We start from the raw sequence: 26,890 nt of genomic DNA, 5'->3' as shown, positions 1-26,890 counted from the left end.
GGAGCGTGCATCCCGAACCGGTCGACCACGCACCCCGGCAGGCGTTCCCCTGGGCGCTCCTGCGCCAGCGCTGGGAGGACCTCACCTTCCTGCACTGGGCCGTCGCTCCGGAGGTGGTCGCGCCGTTGCTGCCCGCCGGCACTCGTCCGGACACGCTGCAGGGGGTCAGCTACGTGGGCCTGATCGGTTTCCGGATGGTCGGGCTGGGCTTCGGCCGCGGCCCGGGGGTGCCGTACTTCGGCACCTTCTGGGAGACCAACGTACGGCTCTACTCCGTCGACGACGCCGGCCGGCGAGCGGTCGTGTTCCGGTCGCTCGACGCGTCCCGCCTGCTGCCGGTGCTGGTGGCGCGGGCGACGCTGCGCCTGCCGTACCTCTGGTCGTCGATGCGGTTGGATCGCGACGGTGACCGTCGCACCTACCGCTGCCGGCGGCGCTGGCCGGGGCCGGCGGGCGCGACGAGCCGGATGGTGGTGCGGGTGGGGGAGCGGATCGTCGAGCCGTCCCCGCTCGAACACTTCGTCACCGCCCGCTGGGGGCTGCACACCCGGGCGTACGGGCGCACGCTGCACCTGCCGAACTGGCATCCGAGTTGGCCGCTGCACCGGGCCGAGGTGCTGCACCTGGATGACGAGTTGGTCGCCGCCGCCGGGCTGCCGGCACCGGTCGGGCCACCGGTGAGCGTGCTCTACTCGCCAGGTGTCGGGGTCAGGTTCGGCCCGCCGGTGGCGGCCCGGCCACACGGTGCCGGGCCGCCGGAGCCTCAGTAGCGGCCACCCTCGGGCGCGGGCAGCGCGTCCAGGTCGGCCAGGTCCTCGGCGCTGAGCCGCACATCAGCGGCCGAGCAGTTGTCCACCAGGTACTTCGGGGTCTTGGTACCGGGGATCGGGATGACCTGGTCACCCTGGGCGACGACCCACGCGAGGGCGACCTGTGCGGGGCTGAAGCCGGCCCGTTCGGCGATCTCCCGGACCCGGGCGACGATGGCGAGGTTGGCGCGCAGCGCGTCCTGCTGGAAGCGCGGCAGGCCACGCCGGAAGTCGTCGGCGGGCAGGTCGTCGAACGAGGTGAACCGGCCGGCGAGGAAACCGCGACCCAGCGGGGAGAACGGCAGGAAGGCGATGCCCTGCTCGGCGCAGTACGGCAACACCTCGGCCAACGGGTCGCGCGTCCACAGTGACAACTCGGACTGCACCGACGCCACCGGGTGCACCGCCTGGGCCCGCGCGATCTGCGCGACCGTCACCTCGGACAACCCGAGCTGCCGGGCCTTGCCCGCCGCCACGACCTCGGCCATCGCGCCCCAGGACTCCTCGATGGGCACCTCCGGGTCGACCCGGTGCAGCTGGTAGAGGTCGACGTGGTCGGTGCCGAGCCGGCGCAGGCTCTCGTCGATCGCCGTACGGATGTGCTCCGGGCGGCCGTTGTTGCCGATCTTCGGTGAGTTGCCGGGACCACCGGTGGGGGAGGTGGCCACCAGGCCGACCTTCGTGGCCAGTACGGCCCGCTCCCGGTGCCCGCCGGCCAGCGCCCGCCCGACCAGCTCCTCGTTGGTGTACGGCCCGTACACGTCCGACGTGTCGATCAGCGTCGCGCCCAGGTCCAGTGCCTGTCGGACAACGGAGATCGACGTGTCGTCGTCGCGGGGGCCGGTGATGTCGTAGCCGTGGCTCATGCCCATGCAGCCGAGGCCGATGACGCCGACCTCGGGTCCGGTGCTGCCCAGCGTGGTGGTTCGCATGCGCCCACGCTACGACCGGACCGACCGACCCGCACCCGCCGTGGCGGGCCCAGCCGCCCAGCGGGTACGTGACGACTCTCACCGGAAGTGGACTCGGGAGTCCGGTACGGTGGGCGCTAAGCGGACCTGCGAGTCCGGATGTGCTCGACAGTGACTTACGAGGAGCCCCATGAACCCGGTACGGATCAGCGACGCCCTGCGCGCGGTGGTCTTCGAGCCGACGCGCGACCTGACCGACGCGCTCGATGAGTTCTACGCCCCCGACTACACCCACCGCAGCGACGGCGAGACCCTCGACCGGGCCGCGTTCGTCGAGATGGTGACCCGGGTGCGTGGTCAGATCGTCGGTGGCACCGTGCGAGTCCTCGACGAGCTGCGCGATGGCCTCCACTACGCCGAACGACACGTCTTTGAGATCACCATGGCCGACGGGTCGACCGCCAAGCGGGAGATCGCCATCTTCGGGTCGTACGCCGAGGACGGTCGCTTCCGCCACCTCAGCGAGACGGGCTTCGACCTGCCCGCCTGACCTCACCTCGACGACCAGAAACAGGAGAGAGCCATGCCCCGCCTTACCGACCCCGACCCGAACGCGATTCCCACCGACGTCCGCGACTTCCTGTCCGCCCTGCCGCCCGACCCGATGGTCAAGATGCTGACCCACTCGGTCGGCACTGTGAACCTCTTCATCCAGCTCGCGAGGGCGCAGTTCACCGCGCTGGAGCTGCCCGCCCGCTCGCGGGAACTGGTCATCCTCACCGTGGCGGAGTACACCGGGTGCGAGTTCGTGGCGGCCCAGCACGCTCCGATGTCCGCGGCGGCCGGCGTCGACGAGCGCACCCGCGAGATCATCAGCAGCCGGGACATCGACAACCCGTACCTCTCCGCGTACGACCGCACGCTCATCCGGTTCGCCGCCGAGGTGGTGCGGTCGCCGCGCGTTCCCGACGACCTCTTCGACCAGGTGCGGCACATCCTCAGTGAGCGCGAGATCGTCGAGGCGCTCCACGTAATCGGCTACTACTGGTCGTTCGGCCGGGTGGCCACGGTGCTCGACGTCGAACTCACCACCGTGTACGGCGACGAGCCGCTGCTGACCGACGAGACCGAGCGGGCAGACTGAGGCCATGGCCCCACCGACGCCGAGCGACAGGGATGCTCCCCATCGCCGTCTCGACGCCCGTCGCAACCAGGAGCGGGTCATCGCCGCCGCCCGGGAGCTCTTCAGTGAGCAGGGTCTGCAGGTGACGGTGCCGCAGGTGGCGGAGCGGGCCGGGGTGGGCCGCGCGACGGTGTACCGCAGCTACCCCAGCAAGGAAGACCTGATCGTCGCGGTCGTCCAGCGGCAGTTCCAGGAGCTGGAGCAGCGCACCCGCGCGGCGCTCGACGGCGCGGACGCGTACCGGGAGTGGTGTTCCTACGTGCCCGACCTGTTCGGACGCCTCGCCCGCGACCGGGTCCTCGCCGACGCGTTCTTCGAGGGCAGGCTGGTGCCCGCCGCGCGCATCCTGGGCCTGATCGGGCAGCTGGTCGCGGCGGCCCGAGCGTCCGGCAAGATCCGCCCGGACGCCGGGGAGCTGGACATCCGGGTGATCCTCTGCGGGGCGGTCCGGCAGCTCATCGTGCTCGACGAGCGCGACCCGGCGGTGTGGCGCCGGTACGCCGACCTCGTGCTCAACGCGCTGCGCTCCTGACGGCCACGGCTGACACTGGGAGAAAGTTCGGCGGACGTGTCGAGGACGGTCGGCCGGCTTCGACCATTGGTTGAGGGCCGGAGACAGCCGGCCTCGCCGACGAGCCGACACGGCACGGACCGAGGAGTGGATCGATGACGAAGGTGACGACCGGGGCGACGATGTCGTTGGACGGCTACATCGCGGACGCGTCCCACGGCGGCTTCGAGTACCTCTTCCAGTGGTACGAGAACGGTGACGTCGAGACGCCGACGGCCGACCCCGAGCTGACCTTTCGCACGTCCGCCACGAGCGCCCGGCATCTGCGGGCTCTCACCGAGCGGACCGGCGCGCTCGTCGTCGGCCGGAGGCTCTTCGACATCACCAGCGGGTGGGGTGGCCGGCATCCGTTGGACGTGCCCGTCGTGGTGGTCACTCACAGCGTGCCGGAGGGCTGGGCACCCGAGAACGACTCCTTCGTCTTCGTCACCGACGGCATCGAGAGCGCCATCGCCCGGGCGAAGGCGATCGCCGGCGACAAGGAGGTCGGTGTCAACGGCGGCACCATCGCCGCCCAGGTCATCGAGGCCGGCCTGCTCGACGAGGTGCACGTCGACCTTGTCCCCGTCCTGCTCGGCGCCGGCATCCCGCTCTTCGCCGACCTGAAGATCGCGCCACTTCAGCTGGACGGCCCGTTCAGCGTAGTCGAGGGCGACGGCGTCACGCACCTGGCCTACCGGGTACGCCCAGCGGCCTGAGCGCCTTGCCCCCATAGGCATGGATCGATATTGTGCGCGCAGGCGCCGCCCCGCCTCAGACCACCACCGTCGATCCGAAGCGGGTTCCGCATGCGCACACTGAGACTTGTCACGACCCTGGCCGTCGCCGGCCTGCTCGCCGGTGGGGTGGCAGTGGTCGCCGCCACACCGGCCAGCGCGGCCACCGCCGTGTTCTCCGTGACGAACAACTGGGGCAACGGCTACCAGGGGCAGGTGACCGTCACCAACGACACCTCCGCACCGATCACCAGCTGGCGGGTGGAGTTCGACCTGCCGTCCTCCTCGACCGTCAGCCAGTCGTGGAACGCGCAACAGACGACCTCGGGCAGCCACTACACCTTCGCCAACGTGTCCTGGAACGGCACCCTCGCCGCCGGTGCCTCCACCTCGTTCGGCTTCCTCGTCAACGGCACCGGCACCCCGGTGAACTGCACAGTGAACGGCGCGTCCTGTGCCGGCGGTCCGCCCCCGACCACGCCGCCGCCCACGACGCCGCCGCCGACGACCCCGCCGCCGACCACCGGCACGCCGGTCGAGCGGCACGGGCAACTGCGGGTCTGCGGCACCACGATGTGCGACAAGTCCGGCGCGCGGGTGCAGCTGCGCGGCATCAGCAGCATGTGGCTCAACTGGGAGACGGCCCCGTACGCCGAGAACCTCTCCGCGCTGACCTGGATGCGCGACAACTGGAACCTCCAGGTGATCCGCGCGGCCATGGGCGTGGAACCGGCGGGGGCGTACCTCAGTGACCCGGCCAAGGCGCGCGCGCAGGTGGAGACCATCATCAACAACGCGGTCACCGCCGGGGTGTACGTGATCGTCGACTGGCACGCGCACGAGGCGCAGAACAACCAGTCCCAGGCGGTGGCGTTCTTCGGCGACCTGGCCCGCCGGTACGGTCACCTGCCCAACGTCATCTGGGAGCCCTACAACGAGCCGCTCCAGGTCAGCTGGACCAACGTCATCAAGCCGTACCACCAGGCGGTGGTGTCCGCGATCCGCGCCGTTGACCCGGACAACATCGTCGTGCTCGGCACCCCGACCTGGTCACAGGACGTGGACGTCGCGTCGGCCAGCCCGGTCACCGGCACCAACCTGATGTACACCCTGCACTTCTACTCCTGTACCCACGGGGCGTCGCTGCGCGCCAAGGGCGACGCGGCGATCCGCGCGGGTCTGGCGCTGTTCGTCACGGAGTGGGGCGCCAGCAACGCCGATGGCGGCCTCGACGGCCGGGCCTGCCTGCCGGAGGCGCAGTCCTGGATCGACTGGATGAAGGCGAACGGCATCTCCTGGACGGCCTGGAAGCTCGACGTCGGCACCGACACCACCAACCTGCTCAGCCCGGGGGCGCCGGTGACCGGTGGGTGGACCAACTACCTGCACGGCCACGCGCCGTTCGTGGTGGCGAACATGAGGTGATCCCGGCCGCTCCTTGACCGCGATTGATCGAATCGAGACTGCTGATGTCGGGGTGTCCAGGCCGGCGGGACACCCCGACATCGCCGACCGCCACCACGACCGCGCCACGGCCACCGTCGCGGGAGTCACTGTGTGAAGGCCCGGCGGTACGCGGTAGGGGTGGTGGCGAAGGCCCGCTGGAAATGCGCACGGAGGTTGGTCGCCGTACCCAGGCCGGCGCGCCGTGCGACCTCGTCGACTGTTGTCCCGCCGTTCTCGAGCAGGGTGCAGGCGGCGCGCAGCCGTTGCTGGATCAACCACGCTCGTGGGCTCATCCGGAACCGGCTCTGGAAAGTGCGGTGCAGCGTACGGCTGGACATCACACCCTGCCGGGCGAGGTCCGCGACAGTGATCGGGCGGTGCAGGTTGCTGCTCGCCCAGGTGATGACCCCGGCCAACTCGTCGTCCTCATCCGGAACGCCGACCGGGATGAACTGGGCCTGACCGCCGGCGCGGTGCAGCGGTGTGACCATGTGGCGGGCCCGTTGGATGGCGGCAGCCTGCCCGTGGTCGCGGCCGACGAGGTAGAGGCACATGTCCAGACCGGCGGCGAGTCCGGCGCTGGTGATCACCTCGCCTTCGTCGACGTACAGCGCATTCGCGTCCACGAGCACCAGTGGGTGCTCGTCGGCGAGCGCGTCGGCGTGCGCCCAGTGGGTCGTCGCGCGGCGACCGTCGAGCAGGCCGGCCTGGGCCAGCGCGAAGGCGCCGGTGCAGATCGACGCGATGCGGGCGCCACGACTGTGTGCCTGCCGCAGCGCATCGAGAGCACGCGGCGGCGCCGGGCCCCGGCGGAATCCGGGCACGATCACCGTGTCGGCATCGTCGAGCGCGTCAAGCGTCGCGGCGACGCTCAGCTCCAGACCGTCCGTGGTGGTGGTGACCGAACCACCGTCCAGTGTGCACACCGTCATCGCGTACCGGCCGTGACCCTCGTGGCCGAACACCTGCGTCGCGATGGTCAGATCGAAGGCGACGACAGTGGGTAGGGCGAGGACGGCGACCCGATGCGTGGCGGGTTTCTTACGCATGGTGGCAAGGATGCCACTCGCCGCCGCCCGGTCGGCAGGAGATCCTGGGCCGTATGCGGATCGAGATGGTGGTGTTCGACGGCTTCGACGAACTGGACGTCTTCGGGCCATTCGAAGTCTTGTCGATGGCCGGCTTCGACGTGGCGCTGGTCGCCGTCGAACGGCCGGGGCTGGTCACCAGCATGCGTGGTGTCCAACTTCAGGTTCCCGAGGTGCTGCATCAGGCCGACGGCGTGGTTGTCCCGGGTGGCGGATGGCTGAACCGGGCCGCCGAGGGTTCCTGGGCGCAGGCGCAACGTGGTGTGCTGCCGGCGAAGCTGGCCGCACTGGCGCCATCGGCACGATGGATGGCTTCGGTGTGCACCGGTGCGCTGGTGCTCGCCGCCGCCGGCCTGCTGACGGGTCGGCGGGCGACCACCAACCGCAACGCGTACGACGAGTTGCGCGCCCTCGACGTCACAGTCCTCGACGAGCGGGTGGTCGACGACGGTGACCGAGTCACCGCTGGCGCGCTCTCAGCGGGGCTCGATCTGGGGCTGTGGCTCACGGAACGGGAACTCGGCGCCGCCACCGCCGACCGGGTCGCCGCGACCATCGAGTACCGGGCTGCGCAGCGCTGAGCAGCGCGGACAGAACGGGGGCGTCACCTTAACGCGCCGGAAACACCCCCGGTACCAACCCTGGGAACGCTCGTCGGACAGCCAGACCACCGACACGCGAACCGGGGTGACCATGGCCGACAACACCACGAACGCGCCGACGTACGACGGGCCGGTGGGCCGGTCCGGCAACGGCCGGATGCTGCCCACCCCCCGTACGAATCCGGTCCTGTCACTGGACGACGGCGACCCGGCGGACCTGGCCACGATCGGGGTGGAGGAGGAGTTCCACGTCATCGACCTGCACACCCGGGAGTTGGTGCCCCGCGCCGGGGAGTTGCTCGACCGGTTGCCGGCGGCCTCGTTCACCGCCGAGCTGCACCGCAGCGTGGTGGAGACCAACACCGCGGTCTGCCGCACCCTGGACGAGATCCGCGCCGAGCTGACCCGACTGCGTCAGGCGGCCGTCCAGGTCGCCGACCGGGCCGGTCTGGGCATCGTGGCGGCCGGTACGGTGCCGCTGCGCGCCGACGGCGACCCCAGCGTCACCCCCACATCCCGCTACCGGCGGATGCTCGACGAGTATCAGCTGCTCGCCCGGGAGCAGTTGATCTGCGGCGCGCAGGTGCACGTCGGCGTCTCCGACCGGGACCTGGCGGTGGCGGTCACCCGCCGGGTCCAGCCGTGGCTGCCGGCGCTGCTCGCCCTCTCCACGAGTTCGCCGTACTGGATGGGCCAGGACAGCGGCTACGCCAGCGTCCGGTCCCTGGTCTGGCAGCGCTGGCCCACCGCCGGCGACCCGGGCGAGGTGACCAGCGCCGCGGACCACGAGGCGCTGGTCGCCGAGCTGATCTCCTCCGAGACCATCACCGACCCCGCCATGATCTATTTCGACGTCCGGCCGTCGGCGCACGTGCCCACAGTGGAGCTGCGGATCACCGACGCCAACGCCGACGTGGAGACCATCGTCCTGCTCACCGGCCTGTTCCGGGCGCTCGTCCGACGGGAGGTCGCCGCCCTGCGCGCCGGGGTGGAGCGCACTGCCGTACGACCACCGGTGCTGCGCGCCGCCGTGTGGCGGGCCGCCCGCTCCGGGTTGGAGGGTGACCTGCTCGACCTGCCCCGGTCGGCCCGACCGGTGCCGGCCGCCCAGGCGGTCCGCCGCCTGGTGACCGACCTGCGCCCACAGTTGGAGGCGACCGGGGACTGGGAGCAGGTCAGCGAGCTGACCCGGTACGCGCTGGAACGTGGCAGCTCCGCCGCCCGGCAGCGGCGGGCGTACGAGCGACGGGGCCGGTTGGCCGACGTGGTCGACCTGCTGCTCGACGAGACCCGGGGCCGGGTCCGCGGGCCGCTGCCGGGTGCGCCGACACCGCCGGCGCTGCCCACGTACGCCGACGCCGGCGACGAGGTCTTCGGACCGGACGGACCGCAACCGGCGTACGCCCCGATGCTCGCGGCCCTGCGCCAACTCGGCGCCGGGGTCCTGCGTCAACGCGAACACGACCGGGACGAGGAGCAGCGGGCCCGGGGCGTGACGTTCAGCGTGGCCGGCGAGGCGAGCACCCGGCTCTTCCCGGTCGACCTGATGCCCCGGGTGGTGCCCGCCGCCGACTGGCGGACCCTGCGTACCGGCCTGGTGCAGCGCGCCCGCGCCCTCGACGCGTTCCTGCGCGACGTCTACGCCGACCGGGCCGTGGTGGCCGACGGCGTGGTGCCGGCGTGGGTGGTGGAGTCCTCACCGGGGCTGCGCCCGACCGGGGCGCTGATGGGCCGACGGAGCACCCGCGCCCAGGTGTCCGGCACCGACCTCGTCCGGGACCCGGACGGCGGCTGGTACGTGCTGGAGGACAACCTGCGGGTGCCCTCCGGGATCGGCTATGCGGTGCAGAACCGGCGGCTGACCCGGGCGGTGCTGCCGGAGCTGCCGGTGCCAGAGGATCTGCTGCCCGCCGACGAGACGCCGGCGATGCTGTACCGGGCGCTGGTCGCCGCCGCGCCCGCCGCAGCCGACGACCCCGCCGTGGTGGTGCTCAGCAGCGGCCCCGGTGATCCGGCCTGGTTCGAGCATCGGCTGCTCGCCGACGAGATGGGTGTGCCGCTGACCGAGACCAGCGACCTGCTGGTGGAGGAGGGCCGGGTCCGCCTGGTCCGCGAGGGCTGCCGCCGCGAGGTCGACGTGATCTACCTGCGGATGGACGAGGAGGCGCTGCTGCACGCGCCCGGCGCGGACGGGGTGCCGCTGGGGTGGCCGCTGCTCGCCGCCGTGCACGCCGGGCGGCTCACGCTGGCCAACGCGCTGGGCAACGGTGTCGGTGACGACAAGGCGCTGTACGCGTACGTGCCCCGACTGATCGAGTACTACCTGGGCGAGAAGCCGCTGCTCGGGGACGTGCCGACGTACCTGTGTGGACTGCCCGAGCAGCGGGCCGAGGTGCTGGGCCGGCTCGACGAGTTGGTGCTCAAGCCGGTCGACGGGTACGGCGGTGACCGGGTGGTTATCGGCCCCCGCGCCGAGGCGGAGGAGTTGGACGCCGTCCGGGAGCAGATCCTCGCGGCCCCGCACCGGTGGATCGCCCAGGAGATGATCGCGCTGACCACCCACCCGGTCTTCGACGGCGCGGCGCTGGCTCCCCGCCACGTCGACCTGCGGGCGTTCGTGTTCCTCGGTGACACCGCCGAGGTCGCGCCGGTGGCGCTGACCAGGGTGGCTCCGGCCGGCAGCATGATCGTCAACTCGTCGCGCGGCGGCGGGTCGAAGGACACCTGGCTGCTCGGTGGAGCCGACGAACCGTCGGCGTAACCGACGCTTGACCCACCCGTCATCGGGACGCAACCCGGTCCGCCAAGCCTGGACCGGTCAGCGGCCCCAGCGGATCCAGCCGACGAAAGGTGTGTGCCATGTGCGGTATCGGAGGCGAGTTCCGCCTCGACGGGGCGCCACCGGACCTGGCCGCCGTCGAGCGGATGCTCCCCGCCCTGGCCTCCCGGGGCCCGGACGGCGAGGGTCGGTGGCAGCAGGGGCCGGTGGCCCTGGTGCACCGCCGGCTGCGCATCATCGACCTGTCCGACGCGGGCGCCCAGCCGATGGTCGACACCGAGCTGGGTCTGGCCGTGGTCTTCAACGGCTGCATCTACAACTACCGGGAGCTGCGCGACGAGCTGACCGCCGCCGGCTACTCCTTCCGCTCCACCTCGGACACGGAGGTGATCCTCAAGGCGTACCACCGGTGGGGGACGGCCTGCGTCGAGCGGTTCTACGGGATGTTCGCGTTCGCCCTGGTCGAGCTGGCCACGCACACCCTGGTGCTGGCCCGGGACCGGCTCGGCATCAAACCGCTCTACCTGGCCGAGGGGCCGGGCCGGGTGCGTTTCGCCTCGACCCTGCCGGCGTTGCTCGCCGCCGGTGACGTGGACACCGACCTCGACCCGGTGGCGCTGCACCACTACATGAGTTTCCACTCGGTGGTGCCGCCGCCGCGCACGATCCTCGCCGGGGTCCGCAAGTTGCCGCCGGCCACCGTGCGGGTGATCACCGCGGACGGCCGGAGCACCGACACCACCTACTGGCGGCCGGGGTTCAACCGGGCCGCCGCCCCCGCCATGTCCGCCGACGAGTGGCAGGAACGGCTCATGGCGGCGTTGCGCAGCGCCGTACGACGGCGGATGGTCGCCGACGTGCCGGTCGGCGTGCTGCTCTCCGGCGGTCTCGACTCCAGCCTGATCGTCGCCCTGCTGGCCGAGCAGGGCCAGACCGGCCTGGCCACCTTCAGCATCGGCTTCGAGGCGGCGGCGGGGGAGAGCGGCGACGAGTTCCACTACTCCGACCTGATCGCCCGCCACTTCGACACCGACCACCAGCAGATCCGCATCGGCGCGAAGCGGTTCGTGCCCGCCGTGCACCAGGCCATCGCGGCGATGAGCGAGCCGATGGTCAGCCACGACTGCGTCGCGTTCCACCTGCTCTCCGAGGAGGTCTCGCAGCGGATCACCGTGGTGCAGTCCGGGCAGGGCGCCGACGAGATTCTCGCCGGCTACGACTGGTACCCGCCGATGGCCAACGTGGCCCGCACGGACGCCGTCGAGGCGTACGCCCGGGTGTTCTTCGATCGTCGCCACGACGCGCTCGGCGGGCACCTGGCGCCCGAGTGGATGCTCGACCACGACGCCAGCCTGGAGTTCGTCGCCGCGCACTTCGGCGCGCCCGGCGCGGACACCGCGCTGGACGCGGCGCTACGCCTGGACAGCCTGGTGATGCTTGTCGACGACCCGGTCAAGCGGGTCGACAACATGACGATGGCCTGGGGGCTGGAGGCCCGCGTGCCGTTCCTCGACCACGAGGTCGTCGAGCTGGCCGCCGCCTGCCCACCGGCCATGAAGCTGGCGCAGGGCGGCAAGGGTGTGCTGAAGGCGGCGAGCCGGGGCATCGTCCCGGACGAGGTGATCGACCGGCCGAAGGGCTACTTCCCGGTGCCCGCCATCCGGCACCTCTCCGGCCCACTGCTCGACGACGTGCGGGACGCGCTGACCGCCCGACCGGCGCGCGAGCGGGGCCTGTTCCGCAAGGACTACCTGGAGGAGTTGCTGGACGCGCCCAACGCCCGGCGGACCACGCTGGGCTCCAACGCGCTCTGGCAGCTCGGGCTGCTGGAGCTCTGGTTGCAGCGGATCGGGGTTTAGATGAGCGTACGGATTGAGCCGCCCCGCACCACCCGGCGGCCCCGACCCGCGAGCCACCGGCCGGTGTCACCGCCGGTGCCGATCAGCGAGGACTTCGCCCCCGCGCCGTCCCCCGACGGCCGCCGGGTGGCGTTCCTCTCCGACCGGGCCGGCACGCCCGGCGTCTGGGTCTGCGAGGTCGACGCGGGTGCGCCCGTCGCGCTGCCCGTCGGTGACGAGCCGGTCCTGGCGCTGAGCTGGTCCCCGGACGGCCAGTGGCTGGCCTGTGTCGTCGCCCCCGGTGGCGCGCCCCGCACCGAGCTGTGGGTGCTGCGCCCGGACGGCACGCGACGCCACCAGGTCGCCGGGTTCGGTCGCCGCAGCGCCGCGCTGGCCGGCTGGCTGCCGCACGGCGCGGTGCTGGCGGTCACCGAGACCGACGTGCACGGGCAGGCAGTGCTGGTCGATGCGGCCACCGGCCACCGGCGGGTGCTCGCCCAGGGCGACCTGCTCACCCTCCTGGACGTGACCCCGGACGCCGGCACCGCTCTGCTGCGCCGCGGTCCCCGTAACGCCCGCTGGCTGGAGGTGCTCGACGTGGCCACAGGCGTTCGGCGGCGGCTGTTCCCGGACACCGGGCGGGGCAGCACCGACCAGGGTTGGTTCGGTCCGGACGGCACGAGCGTGCTGGCCCGCACCGACGCGTACTCCGAACTCGCCGCGCTGGTGCGGGTCGACCTGACTCGACCGGAGCAGCCGCCGACCCGGCTCGCCGGGCGACCGGACGCCGAGCTGGAACACGTCACGGCCAGCGCGGACGGGCAGCGCGGCGCGTTGCTGTGGAACACCTACGGCGGGCGCAGCGAGCTGAGCATGCTCGACTTCGCCAGCGGTGTGCAGCGTGCCGTCACCGCCCCCGGCGAGGTGCTCGGCGACGCCGTCTTCGCCGCCGACGGCGACCTGCTCTGCCTCACCGCCCAGGGGCCGGTGCAACCACGGGAGGTCTGGCTGGTCGACCCGTCGACCGGGGCGCCGCGCCCGCTGCGGCCGGACACGGGCGTCCCGCGTACGGACGATGCCGGTGTCGCGCCGCAACTGGTCGACCTGCGGGCTCGCGACGGGCTGCCGCTCTCCGGCTGGCTCTACCGCCCGGCCGGGCCGGGCCCCTGGCCGACCGCGATCAGCCTGCACGGTGGCCCGGAGGCGCAGGAGCGTCCCGGCTACAACCCGCTGTTCCAGGCCCTGGTGGCGCAGGGCATCGCGGTCTTCGCGCCCAACGTGCGTGGGTCGTCCGGGTTCGGCCGTTCGTTCGTCGCCGCCGACAACCTCGCCGGCCGCTACGGTGCGATCGCCGACGTGGCGGCCTGCGCCGACTTCCTCGTCGACGCCGGCGTCGCCCGACCCGGCCAGCTCGGCGTTCTGGGCCGCTCCTACGGCGGTTACCTGGTCCTCGCGGTGCTGGTGAACTTCCCCGGTCTGTTCGCCGCCGGGGTCGCCGAGTGCGGCATCTCCGACTTCCGGACCTTCTTCGCCGGCACCGAGCCGTGGATCGCCGCCGCCGCCGTCAGCAAGTACGGCGACCCGCACCGGGACGCCGAGCTGCTGCGTGACCTCTCCCCGCTGACCCACATCGACCGGCTGGACGTGCCGGTGCTGCTGATCCACGGCGCCAACGACACAAACGTGCCGGCGGGCGAGTCGGCGCAGGTCGCCCAGGCCCTCGCCGACCGCGGTGTGCCGCACGGGCACCTGGTGCTCGCCGGGGAGGGGCACGACTTCCTGGCGCGGACAAACGTCGAGGCGGCCCGTACGGCCACCACCGGCTGGCTGACCCGGCACCTCGCCGCGAGGACGACCGTCGTCGGCTGAGGCGTTATCCTGCGCCGGTGGAGGTCGCGGCGCAGGACGAGCGGTTGGCCGCGGACCTCGGTCGCTGGCTGGCCGAGGTGACCTTCGTCGACCTGGACACCGACGAGGTCACCGCGCGGGTGATCGACTCGGTGGTGCGGTGGGCCGAGGCCCAGGGCTGGCGGGTCTACCGGCGCGCGCCCAGCGTGCTGCCGTTGCCACCGCCGCTGGAGCAGCGGCACTCGGTGCTCGACGTGGCGTGTGCCCGTCCGGACGGCCCGCCCGTCGTGGTGGAGGTCGACCACACCGACCGGGCCCGTACGGTGCAGAAGCTGCGCGCGGAGGCGGACGCCGGGCGGATCCCGATCTGGGTGCGGTGGGGCGTCGGGCGTTTCACCGCGCCGCCACCGCCGGTGCGGATGGTGACCGTCGAGGTGACCCGGCGGGCCGGTCCGGCCGGGCGCGGACGGCTGCACAGCCGCGGCGGTGACCGCCCCGCGCCAGCCCACTCGACCGGCGGCGGCACTGTGACCCCGCAGGCGCTGCCGATCCCGTTGACCGACCCGGCGCAGGGCCCGGTCGACGACGCGGGTAAGAGCACCTGAAGCGAATCGTAAGCGGGCTCCGGCAGAGTTCTGGGTGTCACCGGAGAGCACGACAAACATCCAGGAGATCCCGATGCGCAAGCTCATCAACTCGACCTACATCACCCTCGACGGCGTCATCGACAACCCGATGTGGACCATGCCGTACTTCGACGAGGAGGCCGCCAGCCTGGCCGGTGCGCAGACCGAGGCGGCCGACGCGATGCTGATGGGCCGGGCCACCTACGACGGCTTTTCCTCCGTCTGGCCGAACATGGATGAGAGCGACCCGACCACCGGCGCCGCGTACTTCAACAACGTCAAGAAGTACGTCGCCTCGACCACCCTGACCAACCCCACCTGGAACAACACCGAGGTGCTCCAGGGCGATCTGGTCGAGGCGGTCACCGCGCTCAAGGCCCAGCCGGGCAAGAACATCATCCAGTACGGCTTCGGCTCGGTCACCGCCCAGCTGATCCGGGCGGGCCTGGTGGACGAGGTCCGGTTCTGGATCCACCCGGTGCTGGAGGGCGGCCCCAGCCTCACCGCGCCGCTGACCGACGTCAAGGGGTCGTTCGACCTGGTCGACACCCGGGTGCACAAGAGCGGCGTGATCGTCGCCTCGTACGCGCCGAAGGTGACCCCCTGAGCACCGGTCAGAGCTGGGCCCGGGCCTCGCCCGGGCTCAGCTTCGCGCCCTCGGCGAGCAGCGCCTCGAAGCGTTCCGGCCCGAGTTCGGCCCGCAGTCGCGCTGTCGTCCGGTCGGTGTCGTCGCGTTCGGCCGGCGCGGCGGGCGACTGCGTGGCGAGCCGGGCGGCGGCCGCGGCGCCCAGCAGCCGGGCGGCGACCTCGGGGGAGCGGACCGCCGCCGCCATTCCCTCCAGTGGGTTGATCGCGTCCCGCATCGTCGCCATCGCCTCGGCGACCTCGAACGCCTCGACGTGCAGGGCCAACGCGGCGTCCGGGTCGCCGCCCTGTTCGACCGCGTAGCCCAGCTCCACCAGCACCATCGGCAGGTAGAGCGCGGGTTGGTTCTCTCCCCGACCCAGGTCGACCAGGTGGCTGAGGTGGGTGACGGCCAGGTCGAGCTTGCCGTCGCGGCGGGCGGCCAGCCCGAGGCTCATTTCCGCGAAGATCAGCGCGCCGGGCGAGCCCTGCTCCACCGCCAGGTCATAGGCGCGTTCGGCCAGTTCCCGACCCTGGGCGTAGTCGCGGGTCTGCACGGCGAGCCAGGCCAGCCAGGACAGCTCGGCGCAGACCTGCGGCCACAGCGCCAACTCCTCGGCCCAGCGCAGCCCCTCCCGGTGCAGCGCGGCGGCGCGCTCGTGCTCGCCGCGCATGTCGGCCAGCCCACCCACCCACTCGGTCGCCCGGAGCCGACCCCACCGGTCGCCGAGGTCGGCGAAGAGCGCGGCGCTGCGGGTCGCGGTGCGCTCCAGGGTGGCCTGGTCGCCGTTGGCGTGGGCGATGTGGGCCAGGGAGGTGAGCACCGCGGCCTCGGTCCACGGGTCGGTGGCGGTGGTGGGGAGCAGCTCCGACACCAGGGTCAGGTCGCCGTGTTCGATCACCGCGTTGGCCGCGAACCACGCGGCGTGGCTGTCCGGGTCGGCGGCCACTGCGGCGCGCACGTCGTCCGGTGCGATCACCTCACCCTGTGACAGGGCGAAGCCGACCCGCCAGGGTGCCGCGCGGGCCTCCTGCTCCGGGTTGCCGGGCACCGCCAGCGCCCGCCGTGCCTCGGTGAGCCGGCCGCGCAGGAACCAGTACCAGCTCAGCGCGACCGCCAGGCGCAGCCCGCCACCGTGCGCCAGCGCCGAGCGCAGGTTCGCCAGTTCGGTGTCGAGCAGGGCCAGCCACCGCTGCTGGTCGGCCCCGCGCAGCCCGGGGTCGGCGCGTTCGGCCAGCTCGGTGTAGTAGCTGGCGTGCCGCCCGCGTACCTCGTCGGCGTCGGTGAGGCGTTCCAGGCAGAACGCGGCCACCGATTCGAGCAGCCGGTAGCGGGGGGCCGCGCCGGAGTCGTCGAGCACCACCAGCGACCGGTCCACCAGTCGGGCGAGGGCGTCCAGGTCGGTTCGGCAGACCTGTTCGGCGGCCTCCGGGGTGCAGCCGTCCGGGAACACCGCCAGTTGGGCGAGCACCACCCGGTCGGGTTCGTCCAGGAGGTCCCAGCTCCAGCCGATCACCGCGGTGAGTGTCCGCTGCCGGGGTGGCACGTCCCGCTGCGCGGTGGTGAGCAGCCGGAACCGGTCGTCGAGCCGGTCCACCACCCCGCGTACGCCCAGCGCGCGGACCCGGGTCGCGGCCAGCTCCAACGCCAGCGGCAGACCGTCGAGGCGGCGGCAGAGCTGGGCCACCGCCGTCGCGGTCTGCCGGTCGAGGCGGAAACCGCGTTGCTGCGCGGCGGCGCGGGCGACGAACAACCGGGCCGCCGCCGAGCGCCGGACCTCGTCCAGGTCACCGTCGTCGGGCACCGGCAGAGGGGGTACCTCCCAGAGCAGCTCACCGGTCAGCCCGAGTGGCTCTCTGCTGGTGGCCAGCACGCTCACCCCGGACACGTCGCGCAGCAGCCGGGCGACCAGCTCGGCGACCGGTTCGATGACGTGCTCGCAGTTGTCCAGCACGAGCAGCAACTGCCGGTGCCGCAGGGCCGTGACCACCCGGTCGGCGGGGGACTGGGTCGTTCCGGCGGCCTCGTGGGCGCCCAGAGCGCCGAGCACCTGTTCGGCGACGCGGGCGTCTCCGGCCGGAAGTGGGGCCAGCTCGACCAGTCGGACACCGTCCGGGTAGGACGACGCGCGGGCTGTTTCGGTGGCCAGCCGGGTCTTGCCGACGCCGCCCGGCCCGACCAGCGTGACCAGCCGCTGGCGGGGCAGCAACGCCCGCAGCTCGGCCAGCGCCTCGTCCCGGCCGATCAACTCGTCGAGCGGGGCCGGCAGGTTGTTCCGGATGATCGCCGCCTTCGGCGGGGCGTTCAGGCCGGCATCCTGTTCGAGGATCCTGCGGTGCAGAGCGACCAACTCCGGGCCGGGGTCGAGGCCCAACTCCTCGGCGAGCCGGGCCCGCAGCTCGGCGTAGCTCTCCAACGCCTCGGACTGGCGGCCGGCCGCGTACAACGCGCGTAGCTGCACCGCCCGCAGGCCTTCGCGCAGCGGATGTCTGGCGACCAGCTCGGCCAGGTCCGCGGCCACCAGGTCATGCTCACCCCGGGCCAGCCGGGCCTGCGCCAACCGCTCCTGAACGACGAGGCGCTGCTCGGCGAGGCGGGCCGCCTCGGCCCGCACGAACTCGGCGTCGGCCACGTCGGCGTACGCCTCGCCGCGCCACAACGTGAGGGCCTCGGTCAACCGTTCGACGTCGGCGCAGCGGGCCAGCTCGTCGAAACGGTCGACGTCGACCGCGTCGACCCGCAGCAGGTAGCCGGGTGGCCGGGACTCGACCAGCTCACGGGCGCCGGGCTCGGCATCGTTGAGCGCCTTGCGCAGCTGCGACACCCGCACCTGGAGCGCGCCGGCCGGATTGGCGGGGGCGTCGTCACCCCACAGGTCGTCGATGAGGCGGTCCGCCGAGACCACCTGGTTGCGGTTGGCCAACAGGTCGGCCAGCAACGCCCGTACCTTGGTGCCGGGCACCACCACCGGCTCGCCGGCGTCCGTGGTCACGGCGAGCGGCCCGAGCACCCCGAACTGCACGGCGGTCATCCTAACCGCGCGCAGGCGACCCAGGCCGACCACGAGCGCGTCCACCGCGCACCGGCGCCGCGAGCGACCCACCCGTCAACATTCGCGGTGCGGCGCTCGTGGCGTGCGGCCGCATTAACGGGTAGAAACATCTCAACCCCTTCCGGCCCGGTCCAACCTCCGGCGGCAAGGGTCAGAGAGCGCTCTCACCGCCCCCAGCTGCGCCGGAAGTACGCCCGGCCAGCGGAGAGGACGAACCACATGACAACCCCGTCCCCAGAAGTGCGCCGGAGATCCGGTCGTACCCTGCTGCTCGCCCTGGTGTTGACCACCGCCACCACGATGGCCAGCACGGCGGCCGTCGCCGGCCGCCCGACGCACGGCGCACCCGACTTCGGCCCGAACGTGACCATCTTCGACCCGTCCATGCCGGTCGCCGAGATCCAGCAGACCCTCGACGCGGCGCACGCCCGGCAGGTCGACAACGAGATGGGCACCGAGCGGCACGCCTACCTGTTCAAGCCCGGCACGTACGGCACGGCGGCGCAGCCGTTGCAGGCCAAGGTCGGCTACTACACCGAGGTGTCCGGCCTGGGCGCCTCGCCCACCGACGTCACCGTCAACGGCAAGCTGGAGGTCTACAACCGCTGCCTGGCCGACGGCGGCACCGGCAACTGCCTCGCGCTGGTCAACTTCTGGCGCACCCTGTCCAACCTCTCGCTCACCATCAACGCGGCCGGCCAGGACGACTGCCGGTCGTCGGCGAACTTCTGGGCGGTCTCCCAGGCGGTGTCGATGCGCCGACTGAACATCGGCGGCGGCGGTCTGTCGCTGATGGACTACTGCACCGCCGGCCCGCAGTACGCCAGCGGCGGGTTCATCGCCGACTCACGGCTGCCGGCCACGACGAACGGTTCGCAGCAACAGTGGCTGACCCGCAACAGCGAGGTCGGTAGCTGGTCCAACGCGGTGTGGAACCAGGTGTTCGCGGGGGTCGAGGGCGCGCCGGACGACGCCACGTTCCCCGACCCGCCGTACACCACACTGGAGACCACCCCGCTCAGCCGGGAGAAGCCCTACCTCTTCGTCGACGGCAAGGGGCGCTACCAGGTGCGGGTGCCCGCCGCGCAGCGCGACAGCCGGGGCGTCTCCTGGGCTGACGGCATCACGCCGGGGCGCACCATCGGGATCGGCGACTTCTTCATCGCCAAGCCGTCGGACTCGGTGCGCGTGATCAACAGCCAGTTGGCGCGCGGCAAGCACCTGCTGCTCACGCCCGGCACGTACGACATCGCGCGCAGCATCGAGGTCCGGCGTCCGAACACAGTGGTGCTGGGGATCGGGCACGCCACCCTGACCGCCGTGAACGGCGCGATCCCGCTGGACGTGGCCGGTGTTCCCGGGGTGATCGTCGCCGGTGTCACGATCGACGCCGGCCTCGTCGAGTCGCCGGTCCTGCTGCGGGTCGGACGTGAGCACGGCCGCAACGCGAGCAGCCCGCACAACCCGACCACGCTCTCCGACGTGTACTTCCGGGTCGGCGGCCCGCACATCGGGCGGACGAACACCGCGCTGGAGGTCAACAGCGACAACGTGCTCATCGACCACACCTGGGTGTGGCGCGGTGATCACGGCGTCGAGGGCTTCACCGAGGGCGTCAACGGTGACACCGACCGCTGGCGTACCAACACCGGTCGCTACGGGGCCGTCATCAACGGCGACCACGTGACAGCGACGGGGCTGTTCGTCGAGCACTTCCAGCGCTACAACACGGTCTGGAACGGCGAGCACGGCACCACGATCCTCTACCAGAACGAGCTGCCGTACGACCCGCCGACGCAGGCCGACTGGATGAACGGCGCGGTCGAGGGTTGGGCCGGGTACAAGGTGGGTGACCGGGTGCGTCACCACACCCTGTACGGGGGCGGGGTGTACGTGTTCAACCAGAACAACCCGTCGATCCACACCGAGAACGGCTTCGAGGTCCCGAACCGGCCCGGGGTGCGGCTGCACCACATCATGACCGTCAACCTCAGCGCCGGCACGATCGACCACGTGGTCAACGGCGTCGGGGACGCGGCCGACATGACCAAGGTCGGCGCTCCGGTGTACCTGACCCAGTACCCGACCCCGTAGCGGGGATCGGGCGTACCGACGGGGCCGGAGCCGGCGATGGCTCCGGCCCCTCTGGGCTGGTTTGTCGGGGCCCTGACTGACCCGCTGCGGGTGGTCGCCTAGCTCGGCTGTGACCCGGCGGCCGGTCCGAAGTCCGGCAGTGGCAGGAGCCTGGGCTGTAGGCGTCGTTCCACTCCCGCCATGGCTCCCAGCAATGGGAGTCGGGCAACCGTGTTCCGAGCCCAGATGCCTGCGGTGCTCTTCGGCGCGATCATGCCGATGAAGAGGTTCGACTGACTCCGCTCGACCATCTTTCGGTGGCCCTGTTCGTACCGGCGAAAGGCGATCCGATGATCCCCGCCAGCAGCGGCCAGTTCTCCCGCGAGTCGGTAGGCGCCGATGAGGGACAGCGTCGCCCCGGCACCCGCAGCCGGTGACGCACAGTGCGCAGCGTCCCCAGCGAGCGCCACCCGTCCCGATGACCACGACGCCATCCGTACCTGGCTCAACGCGTCAAAGTAGAAGTCAGGACCGGTGAGCGCACCGGCCAGCAGTTCCGGGACGTGCCACGGCATGTCGGCGAACGCCTGCCTCAGCAGACGCTTCTGCTGCTCGACGTTCCGGTGGTCGTACATCAGGGGCTTGCTGCGGAACAGAAAGTTCACCTTCGCGCCGGCGTGGTTGCCCGAGCGATAGATCCCCGCGGCCCGGCCTGGTCGGTTGTAGAGCGTCACCCACCGCTGCTCACCCAAGCCAGGGTCCGCGTTGGCGGACGCGAAGTAGTGCCCCAGGTGCCGGAGGAACTGCGACTCCGGGCCGAAGGCCAGATTCCGCACCGCGGAGTGTGTGCCGTCGGCGCCGACGACGAGGTCGAACCGGCGGGTCGGGCCGTGCTCAAAGGTGACCGTCACACCATCGTCGTCCTGGTCCATGGTGCGGATCGAATCATCGAAGACGTACTCGACGTCGTCCTTTGTCGTCTCGTGAAGGATCGCCGCCAGGTCGCCGCGCATGATCTCGACCTCGGAGCTGGCGGCCCTGCCCTGGATCGCCCGCATGTCGATGCGGGCCACACTTCGGTCATTTCTGTCCACGAAGGACATGCCAATGACGTCGGCCGCCGCCGCGCGGGTCCGCGACATGATCCCCATCCGCTCGACGACGTCAACGGCCTGCCCGCGTACGTCAACACCGTTGCCGCCCTCGCGGAGGCGGGGCGCACGCTCGACCACGGTGGGCGCAAAACCGTACCTGGCCAGCCAGAACGCCAGGGCCGGCCCCGCGATGCTGGCCCCGGAGATGAGAATCCGCTGGTTCATTGACTCCTCCTTGCCGTGCAGCGAGGAGCACGCCGGTGGCACCTGGGCCGCTTGCGTGGTCGGGTGAGGTTTCGTAAGCTAACTGAAATGCACGTTCCACTTACGATATGGAATGGACGTTTCAGATGTCAACCCCTGCGGCCAGCGGTGTGACCCGACGCAGGGCGGACGCCGTCCGCAATCGCCAACGCGTGCTGGCGGCGACGAAGGACCTCTTCGTCGAGGGGGGCGTCTCTATCACCGTCGACGCCATCTCGCAGAGGGCGGGCGTGGGAGCGGCCACTGTCGTGCGCACCTTCGGCAGCAAGGAGGCCCTCATCGACGCGGCCGTGGCCGAGCTGCTCGAACCGCTCATTCAGCGGGGCCGGCATGCGCTGCTTGAGCCGAATGCCGAACAGGCTCTTCGAGGCTTCCTCGTCGAGGTGATCGCGTTCCAGTCGGCGCACTGGATCATGGGAGAGCGGCTCGGCGGAATGCAGCTGCCGGACACGACGGCGCAACGAGCAGCTCTGAACAAGGTCGGGCTCGACCTGATCGCCAGGGCCCGCGACAGCGGTGCAATCCGTACCGACATTGACGCCGCCGTCGTCACCGTATTGATCAGCGAGGTGACCTACGCGATCGCGAGGTCGGAGTCGGCATCACGAGCACTCTCCGAGGCCTACGTGTCGGTCATCATGGATGGGCTCCGACCGCAGCAGGGCAGGCCTGACCCCGCCCATTCAGGGAAAACCACTGACGCGGCTTGAGCCGCAGGACCGCCCCCGCCGGTCGTCAACGGTTGGTTGGCAATCTCGCTCACGGTCTTGAATTCCTACTGGGTTAGTAGGAAAATGGGCCAATGCCGGATGGTCCGTTCCTCACCTCGCGTCGGGCCGTTGACCTGATGCGGGTCGCCTCTGAGCTCTGTCCGGGTCGCTGACCACCGACTGAGCGCTGGCACCACCGCATCGTTCGTCTGGCCCCGCTGCCGAATCACGCGCCGTCCGATGGCCCAACCGGCCCGGCGGCCTCCGCGCGGTCACCGAGGCCGCCCGTCTCACTTGCTCGCCCCTCAACCGATCCCGCCACGGCCGGATCGGGCCATTCCTGGAGGTACGTCATGACCACCGATCCGTCACCGCCCAACCCGGAGACCGCCGGAGATTCCCGGCTCGCCTTCAACGAGGACTGGCTGGCGACCATCCTCGGCCTGGCCCTGCTCGCCCTGGTCCTGCTGGGCGCCATCCCCGCCGGGCTGGTGCCCTGATGACCGCCGACGCGACCCGGACGGGCACTCAGCCCGGCACCGCCTCCGCTGACGACCCGCCCACCGAGGACGTGGTCGAACGCGACGCGTCGTCGAGCACCGCCGAGCCGACCAGCGCGGCGTTCTGGGCGTGGACGGCGCTCGGCCTGCTGATCGTGGTCGGTCTCGCCGCGCTCACCCGCTACCTGGAGCAGAACATCCCGGCCTGGGCCGAGGGCACCGCCGTCGAGGACATCGGAGCGGCGGTCGAGTACCCGGTCTACGCGATCCTGCTCGGCCTGCTCGGCAACGTCGCCGTCACAGTGCTCGGGTGGCGGGACCGGATCGCCGCCGCGTTCCGGACCGAGTTCTTCATCAAGACCGGTCTGGTGCTGCTCGGGGCGTCGATCAACCTGGCCGTCATCGCCAGCGCCGCCGGCCCGGCGATCGCCCAGGCGATTCTGCTGATCAGCGGGGTGTTCCTGTTCACCTGGTGGTTGGCCGGCAGGTTCGGCCTCGACGACAAGCTGCGGGCGCTGCTCGCGTCGGCGGTGTCGATCTGCGGGGTCAGCGCGGCGATCGCCGCCGCCGGCGCCGTGCGGGCGCGCCGCGAGCAGTTGGCCTACACGGCGAGCCTGGTCATCGTCTTCGCGTTGCCGTCGATCTTCGTCCTGCCCTGGTTGGCCGACGTGTTCGGGCTCTCCGACGCGGTGGCCGGCGCCTGGATCGGTGGCAACATCGACACCACAGCAGCGGTCACCGCGGCGGGAGCGCTCGCCGGTGAGGAGGCGCTCCAGATCGCCAGCATCGTCAAGGTCACCCAGAACGCCCTGATGGGCGTGGTGGCGGTCGCGCTCACCGCGTACTTCACACTGCGGGTGGAACGACGGCCCGGCGCGGCCCGACCGGGCCTCGGTGAGCTGTGGACGCGGTTCCCTAAGTTCGTCCTCGGTTTCATCGCGGCCTCGGTCACCGCCACCTGGTACCTCGACGCGGCTGGCGCAGACGGCAAGGCCACCATCGCCATCGTCAACGATCTGCGGGTGTGGTTCCTGATCCTGGCCTTCGTCAGCATCGGCCTGGAGGTCCGGGTCGCGTCGCTGCGGGAGGCGGGTTGGCGACCGGTGGCGGTTTTCGCCAGTGCCACAGTGTTCAACCTGGCGTTGGCGCTCGGCCTGGCGTCCCTGCTGTTCCGCAACTTCTCGGCCTGAGGCGGCCGGTCGTCCGCACCCGCACGGACGTTCGGGGCCGGAGCCAGGCTGGCTCCGGCCCCATCACGATCAGCGGGGTGGTGGCGTCGAGGTGGCCGGCGCGCGGTGCTACCGAACCGGTCGCCCGTCGGCAAGCACGCTTAGGAACGCTCCGGCACACAGCACGCCGATGGCGGCAGCCAGGCCGACCGGCCCGGGTGCCAGGGTGACCACGGTCAGCACCGCGCCCAGCCCGGCGCCGGCGAGCAGCACACCGGGCTTGTCTCAGCCACGGCCCGACCGCTCCATCGGCCGTGGCGCTCCGTCGGGCAGCAACTCGTCCTCGCCGAGGCGGCCGAGCACCGGCCGGGCGCGCTCGTCGTCGAGTCGCAGCAGGCGAGCGCCGGCGTGCCGGTCCAGCCAGTCACGCAGCGCACCGGCCGCGATCCGCCGGTTGATCCAGTTGACCAGCGGCACCGAGTCACCCAGCGGCAGCGCGGTCGGTGCGACGGCGTGCCAGGCCGCCGAGCCGATCGGGCTCACCTCGCACCGCCAGCGCGGCCGGCGTCCCGGTGGGTCGACGAAGAGCAACCGTTGCCCGGGCGCCAGTTGCCCCAGCACCGTCGGATGCCCGTCGGCAGACCAGCGGGTTCGGCTGAACAGCACCACCCAGTCGCGGGTGTCACCGTCGGGCAGCGGGCCGACGTCGCCGCGCAGCGCGGCTAACAGGTCGCCCAGGCCCAGCGGTACGGACCGACCGAAAAGTCGCTTGACCAGGTGATCGGCGAGCAGCACGGCCCGGAACACCGGCAAGCGGTGCCGGGGCTGGGTCATCCGCAGATACCCGACCAGGCTGCCCAGCAGGTGTCGAAAGCGGATGGTCGGCCCGAGCAGCCGACAGGACGCGCCACGGCTGTGCGTCACCATCGCGTCCGGAAGCATCCACAGCTCGTGCCCGGCCTGGTCGAGCTGCCGCGCGAGGATCGCGTCGTTCCAGTAGACGGGGAACGTCTCGTCGAAGATGGTCTGCTGCCCGAGCACCGCGCGGCGCAGCAGCACGCAGCTGCCCGAGGCGAGTTGCCGGGGACGGCTGAAGTCCTCGCCCCGCATCTGGAACCGGTGCAGCGCCTGGCGGAACCCGGGCAGTCGGCGCAGTGCGGTCACCAGCGCGATGGTGGCGGCGAAGCTGGGCTGTTGAACGTAGTGCTGCTGGAAGGTGCCGTCCGGGTTGAGGTACAGCGGGCTGACCCCTGCGACGTCCGGCCGCTCCCGTAGATGGTCGACCATTCGGGACAGCGCGCCCGGGTGCAACCGGATGTCGCTGGTGAGCAGCAGGATCAGCTGCCCATTCGCCCGTCGGTACGCCTGGTTCACGGCGGCGGCGAAACCGTTGTTGTGCTTGTTGCGGATCAGTCGGACCCGGGGTTGGCCGGCGAGCAGGTCGGCTGAGCCGTCGGACGATCCGTTGTCGACGGCCACCACCTCGTAGTCCAGATCGGGATCGGCGGTCGACGCCAGCGACTCCAGGCACTGTCGGGTCTGCTCGCGGGTGTTCCAGCTGACCAGCAGTACCGACAGCAGGGGAGCGCTCGTCACGTCACCGCCCGGTTGTCGCGGTGGCGGGCCCACAGTCTCTCTCAACACGCCGTCCTCCCTCTCCGTCCGGTGCTCCCAGGGCATGCCGGCGGACACCCCCGGGGGAGAAAGTACTAGCGGTAAGGGGTGAATAGTGATGAATAGGTAAAAGAAGCTTTACCCACTAGAACTTGCATATCTTCGGACTGATCGTCCGTTTGGTGGCCTTTGGTGGGTTACGGTCGTGTCCGGCCGTCCGGTTGCCGCAGCGGGCCGACCGTTCCGTCGTTCCGAGGAGTCCGACATGGACCTGCCCGTTACCGCCGCCGGTGTCGACCCGCCGACGGACCTGATTCCCGGGCGCGTGCTGGTGACCGGGGGCGCCGGCTTCATCGGCAGCCACGTGGTCGCCCGGCTGATGCTGATGGGTAGCCAGGTCCGGGTGCTCGACAACTTCTCCACAGGGCGGATCGAGAACCTGACCGACGCCGCGTACGGCGGACTGACCGAGGCGGACGTCGTCTCGGGTGACATCCGTACGCCGGAGGGTGTTGAGATCATCCACCAGTGGCAGCCGGACGTGGTGGTGCACCTCGCCGCACAGTCGAGCGTTCCCGCGGCCCATCGTTCACCCCTGTACGACGCCGACGTGAACGTCTTCGGCACCGTCAACGTGCTGGACGCCTGCGCCCGCAGCGGCGTACGGCTGGTGATCAACGCGACCAGCAGCGCCATCTTCGGTAGCGTCGCCGCCCACGACCTGCCGGTCCGGGAGGACCATCCGATCGCCCCGGTGAGCCCGTACGGCGTCAGCAACGCCGCCGGCGTGCACTACCTCGACTGGTACGGGCGTCAGCACGGCCTGTCGTACACCTCGATGGTGTTCGGGAATGTCTACGGGCCGCGGCAGGAGGGCAGCGACTGCGGCGTGGTGTCCCTCATGGTCGATGCGCTGCTCGGCGGTCGGCAGGCGGTGATCTACGACGACGGCACGCAGACCCGGGATTTCATTCACGTCAGCGATGTCGCCGAGGCGATCGCCGTCGCCTGTCACCACAACGGTGTGGGAATGGTCAACATCGCCTCGGGTCGGCAGACGAGCGTCAACGAGGTGTACGACACGGTCCGGGAGGCGTCCGGCGTCGACAGCGCGGCCCGCTACGAGCCGCTGCCCTGGCCGGGCGAGGTGCGCAACATGGCGCTGGACACCAGGAAGGCGCGAGATTTGCTCGGGTGGCACCCGAAGATCGGCTTCACCGAGGGTGTGCGGACAACGGTGCGCGACGCCCGCCGCCGCCAGGCCCCAAGCCAGATCCTGTCCCCGCTGTGGGCGCGGGAGCGGGCCGTCAGCCACTGACGAGCCAGCGCGTAATTCCCGTCATCTGATCGGGATTTTCATCGATCAGTCTAA

General features: G+C 71.4%; 24 protein-coding genes. 18 read left to right on the top strand and 6 right to left on the bottom strand.

Going from position 1 to position 26,890, the window contains the following annotated elements; genetic code table 11:
• Nucleotides 1-5 precede the first annotated feature (5 nt).
• The gene (locus GUI43_RS04530) at nt 6-770 is read left to right on the top strand and encodes a YqjF family protein (RefSeq protein WP_112605666.1); all 765 of its coding nucleotides are present in this window, start codon (nt 6-8) and stop codon (nt 768-770) included.
• Here GUI43_RS04530 and GUI43_RS04525 read toward each other — a convergent pair.
• Nucleotides 764-1,741 carry an aldo/keto reductase gene (locus GUI43_RS04525; RefSeq protein ID WP_112698064.1) on the bottom strand — a complete coding sequence of 326 codons (978 nt, stop codon included), beginning with the start codon at nt 1,739-1,741 and terminating at the stop codon, nt 764-766. The genes GUI43_RS04530 and GUI43_RS04525 overlap by 7 nt on opposite strands.
• A gap of 169 nt (nt 1,742-1,910) precedes the next feature.
• Between GUI43_RS04525 and GUI43_RS04520 the strand changes: the two genes are divergently transcribed.
• The 5 genes from GUI43_RS04520 (at nt 1,911) to GUI43_RS04500 (ending at nt 5,615) form a co-directional block, all read left to right on the top strand.
• Nucleotides 1,911-2,270: a nuclear transport factor 2 family protein gene (locus tag GUI43_RS04520; RefSeq protein ID WP_112698063.1), complete on the top strand. Its 360-nt coding sequence runs from the start codon at nt 1,911-1,913 to the stop codon at nt 2,268-2,270.
• A 33-nt stretch (nt 2,271-2,303) separates the two neighbouring features.
• Nucleotides 2,304-2,864, top strand: a complete 561-nt coding sequence (locus GUI43_RS04515; protein WP_112589541.1) for a carboxymuconolactone decarboxylase family protein — start codon at nt 2,304-2,306, stop codon at nt 2,862-2,864.
• A 4-nt stretch (nt 2,865-2,868) separates the two neighbouring features.
• Nucleotides 2,869-3,435: a TetR/AcrR family transcriptional regulator gene (locus GUI43_RS04510; protein ID WP_112605460.1), complete on the top strand. Its 567-nt coding sequence runs from the start codon at nt 2,869-2,871 to the stop codon at nt 3,433-3,435.
• A gap of 134 nt (nt 3,436-3,569) precedes the next feature.
• Nucleotides 3,570-4,172, top strand: a complete 603-nt coding sequence (locus GUI43_RS04505) for a dihydrofolate reductase family protein (protein ID WP_112589545.1) — start codon at nt 3,570-3,572, stop codon at nt 4,170-4,172.
• Between the two features lie 90 nt (nt 4,173-4,262).
• Entirely contained in the window at nt 4,263-5,615 is a 1,353-nt protein-coding gene (locus GUI43_RS04500; protein WP_112698062.1) for a cellulase family glycosylhydrolase, read from the top strand.
• A gap of 125 nt (nt 5,616-5,740) precedes the next feature.
• Here the strand turns inward: GUI43_RS04500 and GUI43_RS04495 are convergent, their stop codons facing one another.
• A complete protein-coding gene (locus GUI43_RS04495; protein ID WP_112698061.1) occupies nt 5,741-6,685 on the bottom strand; it encodes a GlxA family transcriptional regulator in 945 nt (314 codons plus the stop codon).
• Nucleotides 6,686-6,738: 53 nt separating this feature from the next.
• On the opposite strand from GUI43_RS04495, the gene GUI43_RS04490 reads away from it, so the two are divergent.
• The 6 genes from GUI43_RS04490 (at nt 6,739) to GUI43_RS04465 (ending at nt 15,024) form a co-directional block, all read left to right on the top strand.
• Nucleotides 6,739-7,305, top strand: coding sequence for a DJ-1/PfpI family protein (locus tag GUI43_RS04490; RefSeq protein ID WP_112589551.1), 567 nt, complete (start codon nt 6,739-6,741; stop codon nt 7,303-7,305).
• 112 nt (nt 7,306-7,417) lie between these two features.
• Nucleotides 7,418-10,087, top strand: a complete 2,670-nt coding sequence (locus GUI43_RS04485; protein WP_211326640.1) for a carboxylate--amine ligase/circularly permuted type 2 ATP-grasp protein — start codon at nt 7,418-7,420, stop codon at nt 10,085-10,087.
• A 98-nt stretch (nt 10,088-10,185) separates the two neighbouring features.
• A complete protein-coding gene (locus tag GUI43_RS04480) occupies nt 10,186-11,964 on the top strand; it encodes an N-acetylglutaminylglutamine amidotransferase (protein ID WP_112698060.1) in 1,779 nt (592 codons plus the stop codon).
• The gene (locus tag GUI43_RS04475; protein WP_112698059.1) at nt 11,965-13,812 is read left to right on the top strand and encodes a S9 family peptidase; all 1,848 of its coding nucleotides are present in this window, start codon (nt 11,965-11,967) and stop codon (nt 13,810-13,812) included.
• 17 nt (nt 13,813-13,829) lie between these two features.
• Nucleotides 13,830-14,396 carry a hypothetical protein gene (locus tag GUI43_RS04470; protein WP_249037648.1) on the top strand — a complete coding sequence of 189 codons (567 nt, stop codon included), beginning with the start codon at nt 13,830-13,832 and terminating at the stop codon, nt 14,394-14,396.
• A gap of 73 nt (nt 14,397-14,469) precedes the next feature.
• Nucleotides 14,470-15,024: a dihydrofolate reductase family protein gene (locus GUI43_RS04465; RefSeq protein WP_112698177.1), complete on the top strand. Its 555-nt coding sequence runs from the start codon at nt 14,470-14,472 to the stop codon at nt 15,022-15,024.
• A 7-nt stretch (nt 15,025-15,031) separates the two neighbouring features.
• Here GUI43_RS04465 and GUI43_RS04460 read toward each other — a convergent pair whose 3' ends face one another.
• A complete protein-coding gene (locus tag GUI43_RS04460; protein WP_249037656.1) occupies nt 15,032-18,073 on the bottom strand; it encodes an AfsR/SARP family transcriptional regulator in 3,042 nt (1,013 codons plus the stop codon).
• 240 nt (nt 18,074-18,313) lie between these two features.
• On the opposite strand from GUI43_RS04460, the gene GUI43_RS04455 reads away from it, so the two are divergent.
• Nucleotides 18,314-20,188 (top strand): pectate lyase-like domain-containing protein, encoded by a 1,875-nt coding sequence (locus GUI43_RS04455; protein WP_112698058.1) that lies wholly within the window; start codon nt 18,314-18,316, stop codon nt 20,186-20,188.
• Between the two features lie 98 nt (nt 20,189-20,286).
• Here GUI43_RS04455 and GUI43_RS04450 read toward each other — a convergent pair whose 3' ends face one another.
• Entirely contained in the window at nt 20,287-21,486 is a 1,200-nt protein-coding gene (locus GUI43_RS04450; protein ID WP_112698057.1) for an FAD-dependent monooxygenase, read from the bottom strand.
• Between the two features lie 125 nt (nt 21,487-21,611).
• On the opposite strand from GUI43_RS04450, the gene GUI43_RS04445 reads away from it, so the two are divergent.
• The 4 genes from GUI43_RS04445 to GUI43_RS04440 all read left to right on the top strand — a co-directional run bounded on the left by GUI43_RS04445 (nt 21,612) and on the right by GUI43_RS04440 (nt 23,925).
• Nucleotides 21,612-22,235: a TetR/AcrR family transcriptional regulator gene (locus GUI43_RS04445; protein WP_170158674.1), complete on the top strand. Its 624-nt coding sequence runs from the start codon at nt 21,612-21,614 to the stop codon at nt 22,233-22,235.
• A 92-nt stretch (nt 22,236-22,327) separates the two neighbouring features.
• Nucleotides 22,328-22,408: a putative leader peptide gene (locus tag GUI43_RS35070; RefSeq protein WP_355006783.1), complete on the top strand. Its 81-nt coding sequence runs from the start codon at nt 22,328-22,330 to the stop codon at nt 22,406-22,408.
• A 180-nt stretch (nt 22,409-22,588) separates the two neighbouring features.
• Nucleotides 22,589-22,735 (top strand): hypothetical protein, encoded by a 147-nt coding sequence (locus tag GUI43_RS33730; protein ID WP_170158673.1) that lies wholly within the window; start codon nt 22,589-22,591, stop codon nt 22,733-22,735.
• Entirely contained in the window at nt 22,735-23,925 is a 1,191-nt protein-coding gene (locus GUI43_RS04440) for a YeiH family protein (protein WP_112698055.1), read from the top strand. The genes GUI43_RS33730 and GUI43_RS04440 overlap by 1 nt, the downstream gene beginning before the upstream one ends.
• Before the next feature lie 108 nt (nt 23,926-24,033).
• Here the strand turns inward: GUI43_RS04440 and GUI43_RS33725 are convergent, their stop codons facing one another.
• Both GUI43_RS33725 and GUI43_RS04435 read right to left on the bottom strand, forming a co-directional pair.
• On the bottom strand, nt 24,034-24,177 hold the full coding sequence (locus GUI43_RS33725; RefSeq protein ID WP_170158672.1) for a hypothetical protein: 144 nt from the start codon (nt 24,175-24,177) through the stop codon (nt 24,034-24,036).
• 12 nt (nt 24,178-24,189) lie between these two features.
• Complete coding sequence (locus tag GUI43_RS04435; RefSeq protein WP_170158671.1) at nt 24,190-25,500, bottom strand: glycosyltransferase family 2 protein; 1,311 nt, start codon at nt 25,498-25,500, stop codon at nt 24,190-24,192.
• 283 nt (nt 25,501-25,783) lie between these two features.
• Between GUI43_RS04435 and GUI43_RS04430 the strand changes: the two genes are divergently transcribed.
• Nucleotides 25,784-26,836, top strand: a complete 1,053-nt coding sequence (locus GUI43_RS04430; RefSeq protein WP_112698053.1) for a GDP-mannose 4,6-dehydratase — start codon at nt 25,784-25,786, stop codon at nt 26,834-26,836.
• The last annotated feature ends 54 nt before the right edge of the window (nt 26,837-26,890 follow it).

Source organism: Micromonospora noduli, assembly GCF_003264365.1.
Lineage (GTDB): Bacteria > Actinomycetota > Actinomycetes > Mycobacteriales > Micromonosporaceae > Micromonospora > Micromonospora noduli.
This window is presented reverse-complemented; position numbering and strand designations above follow the sequence as displayed.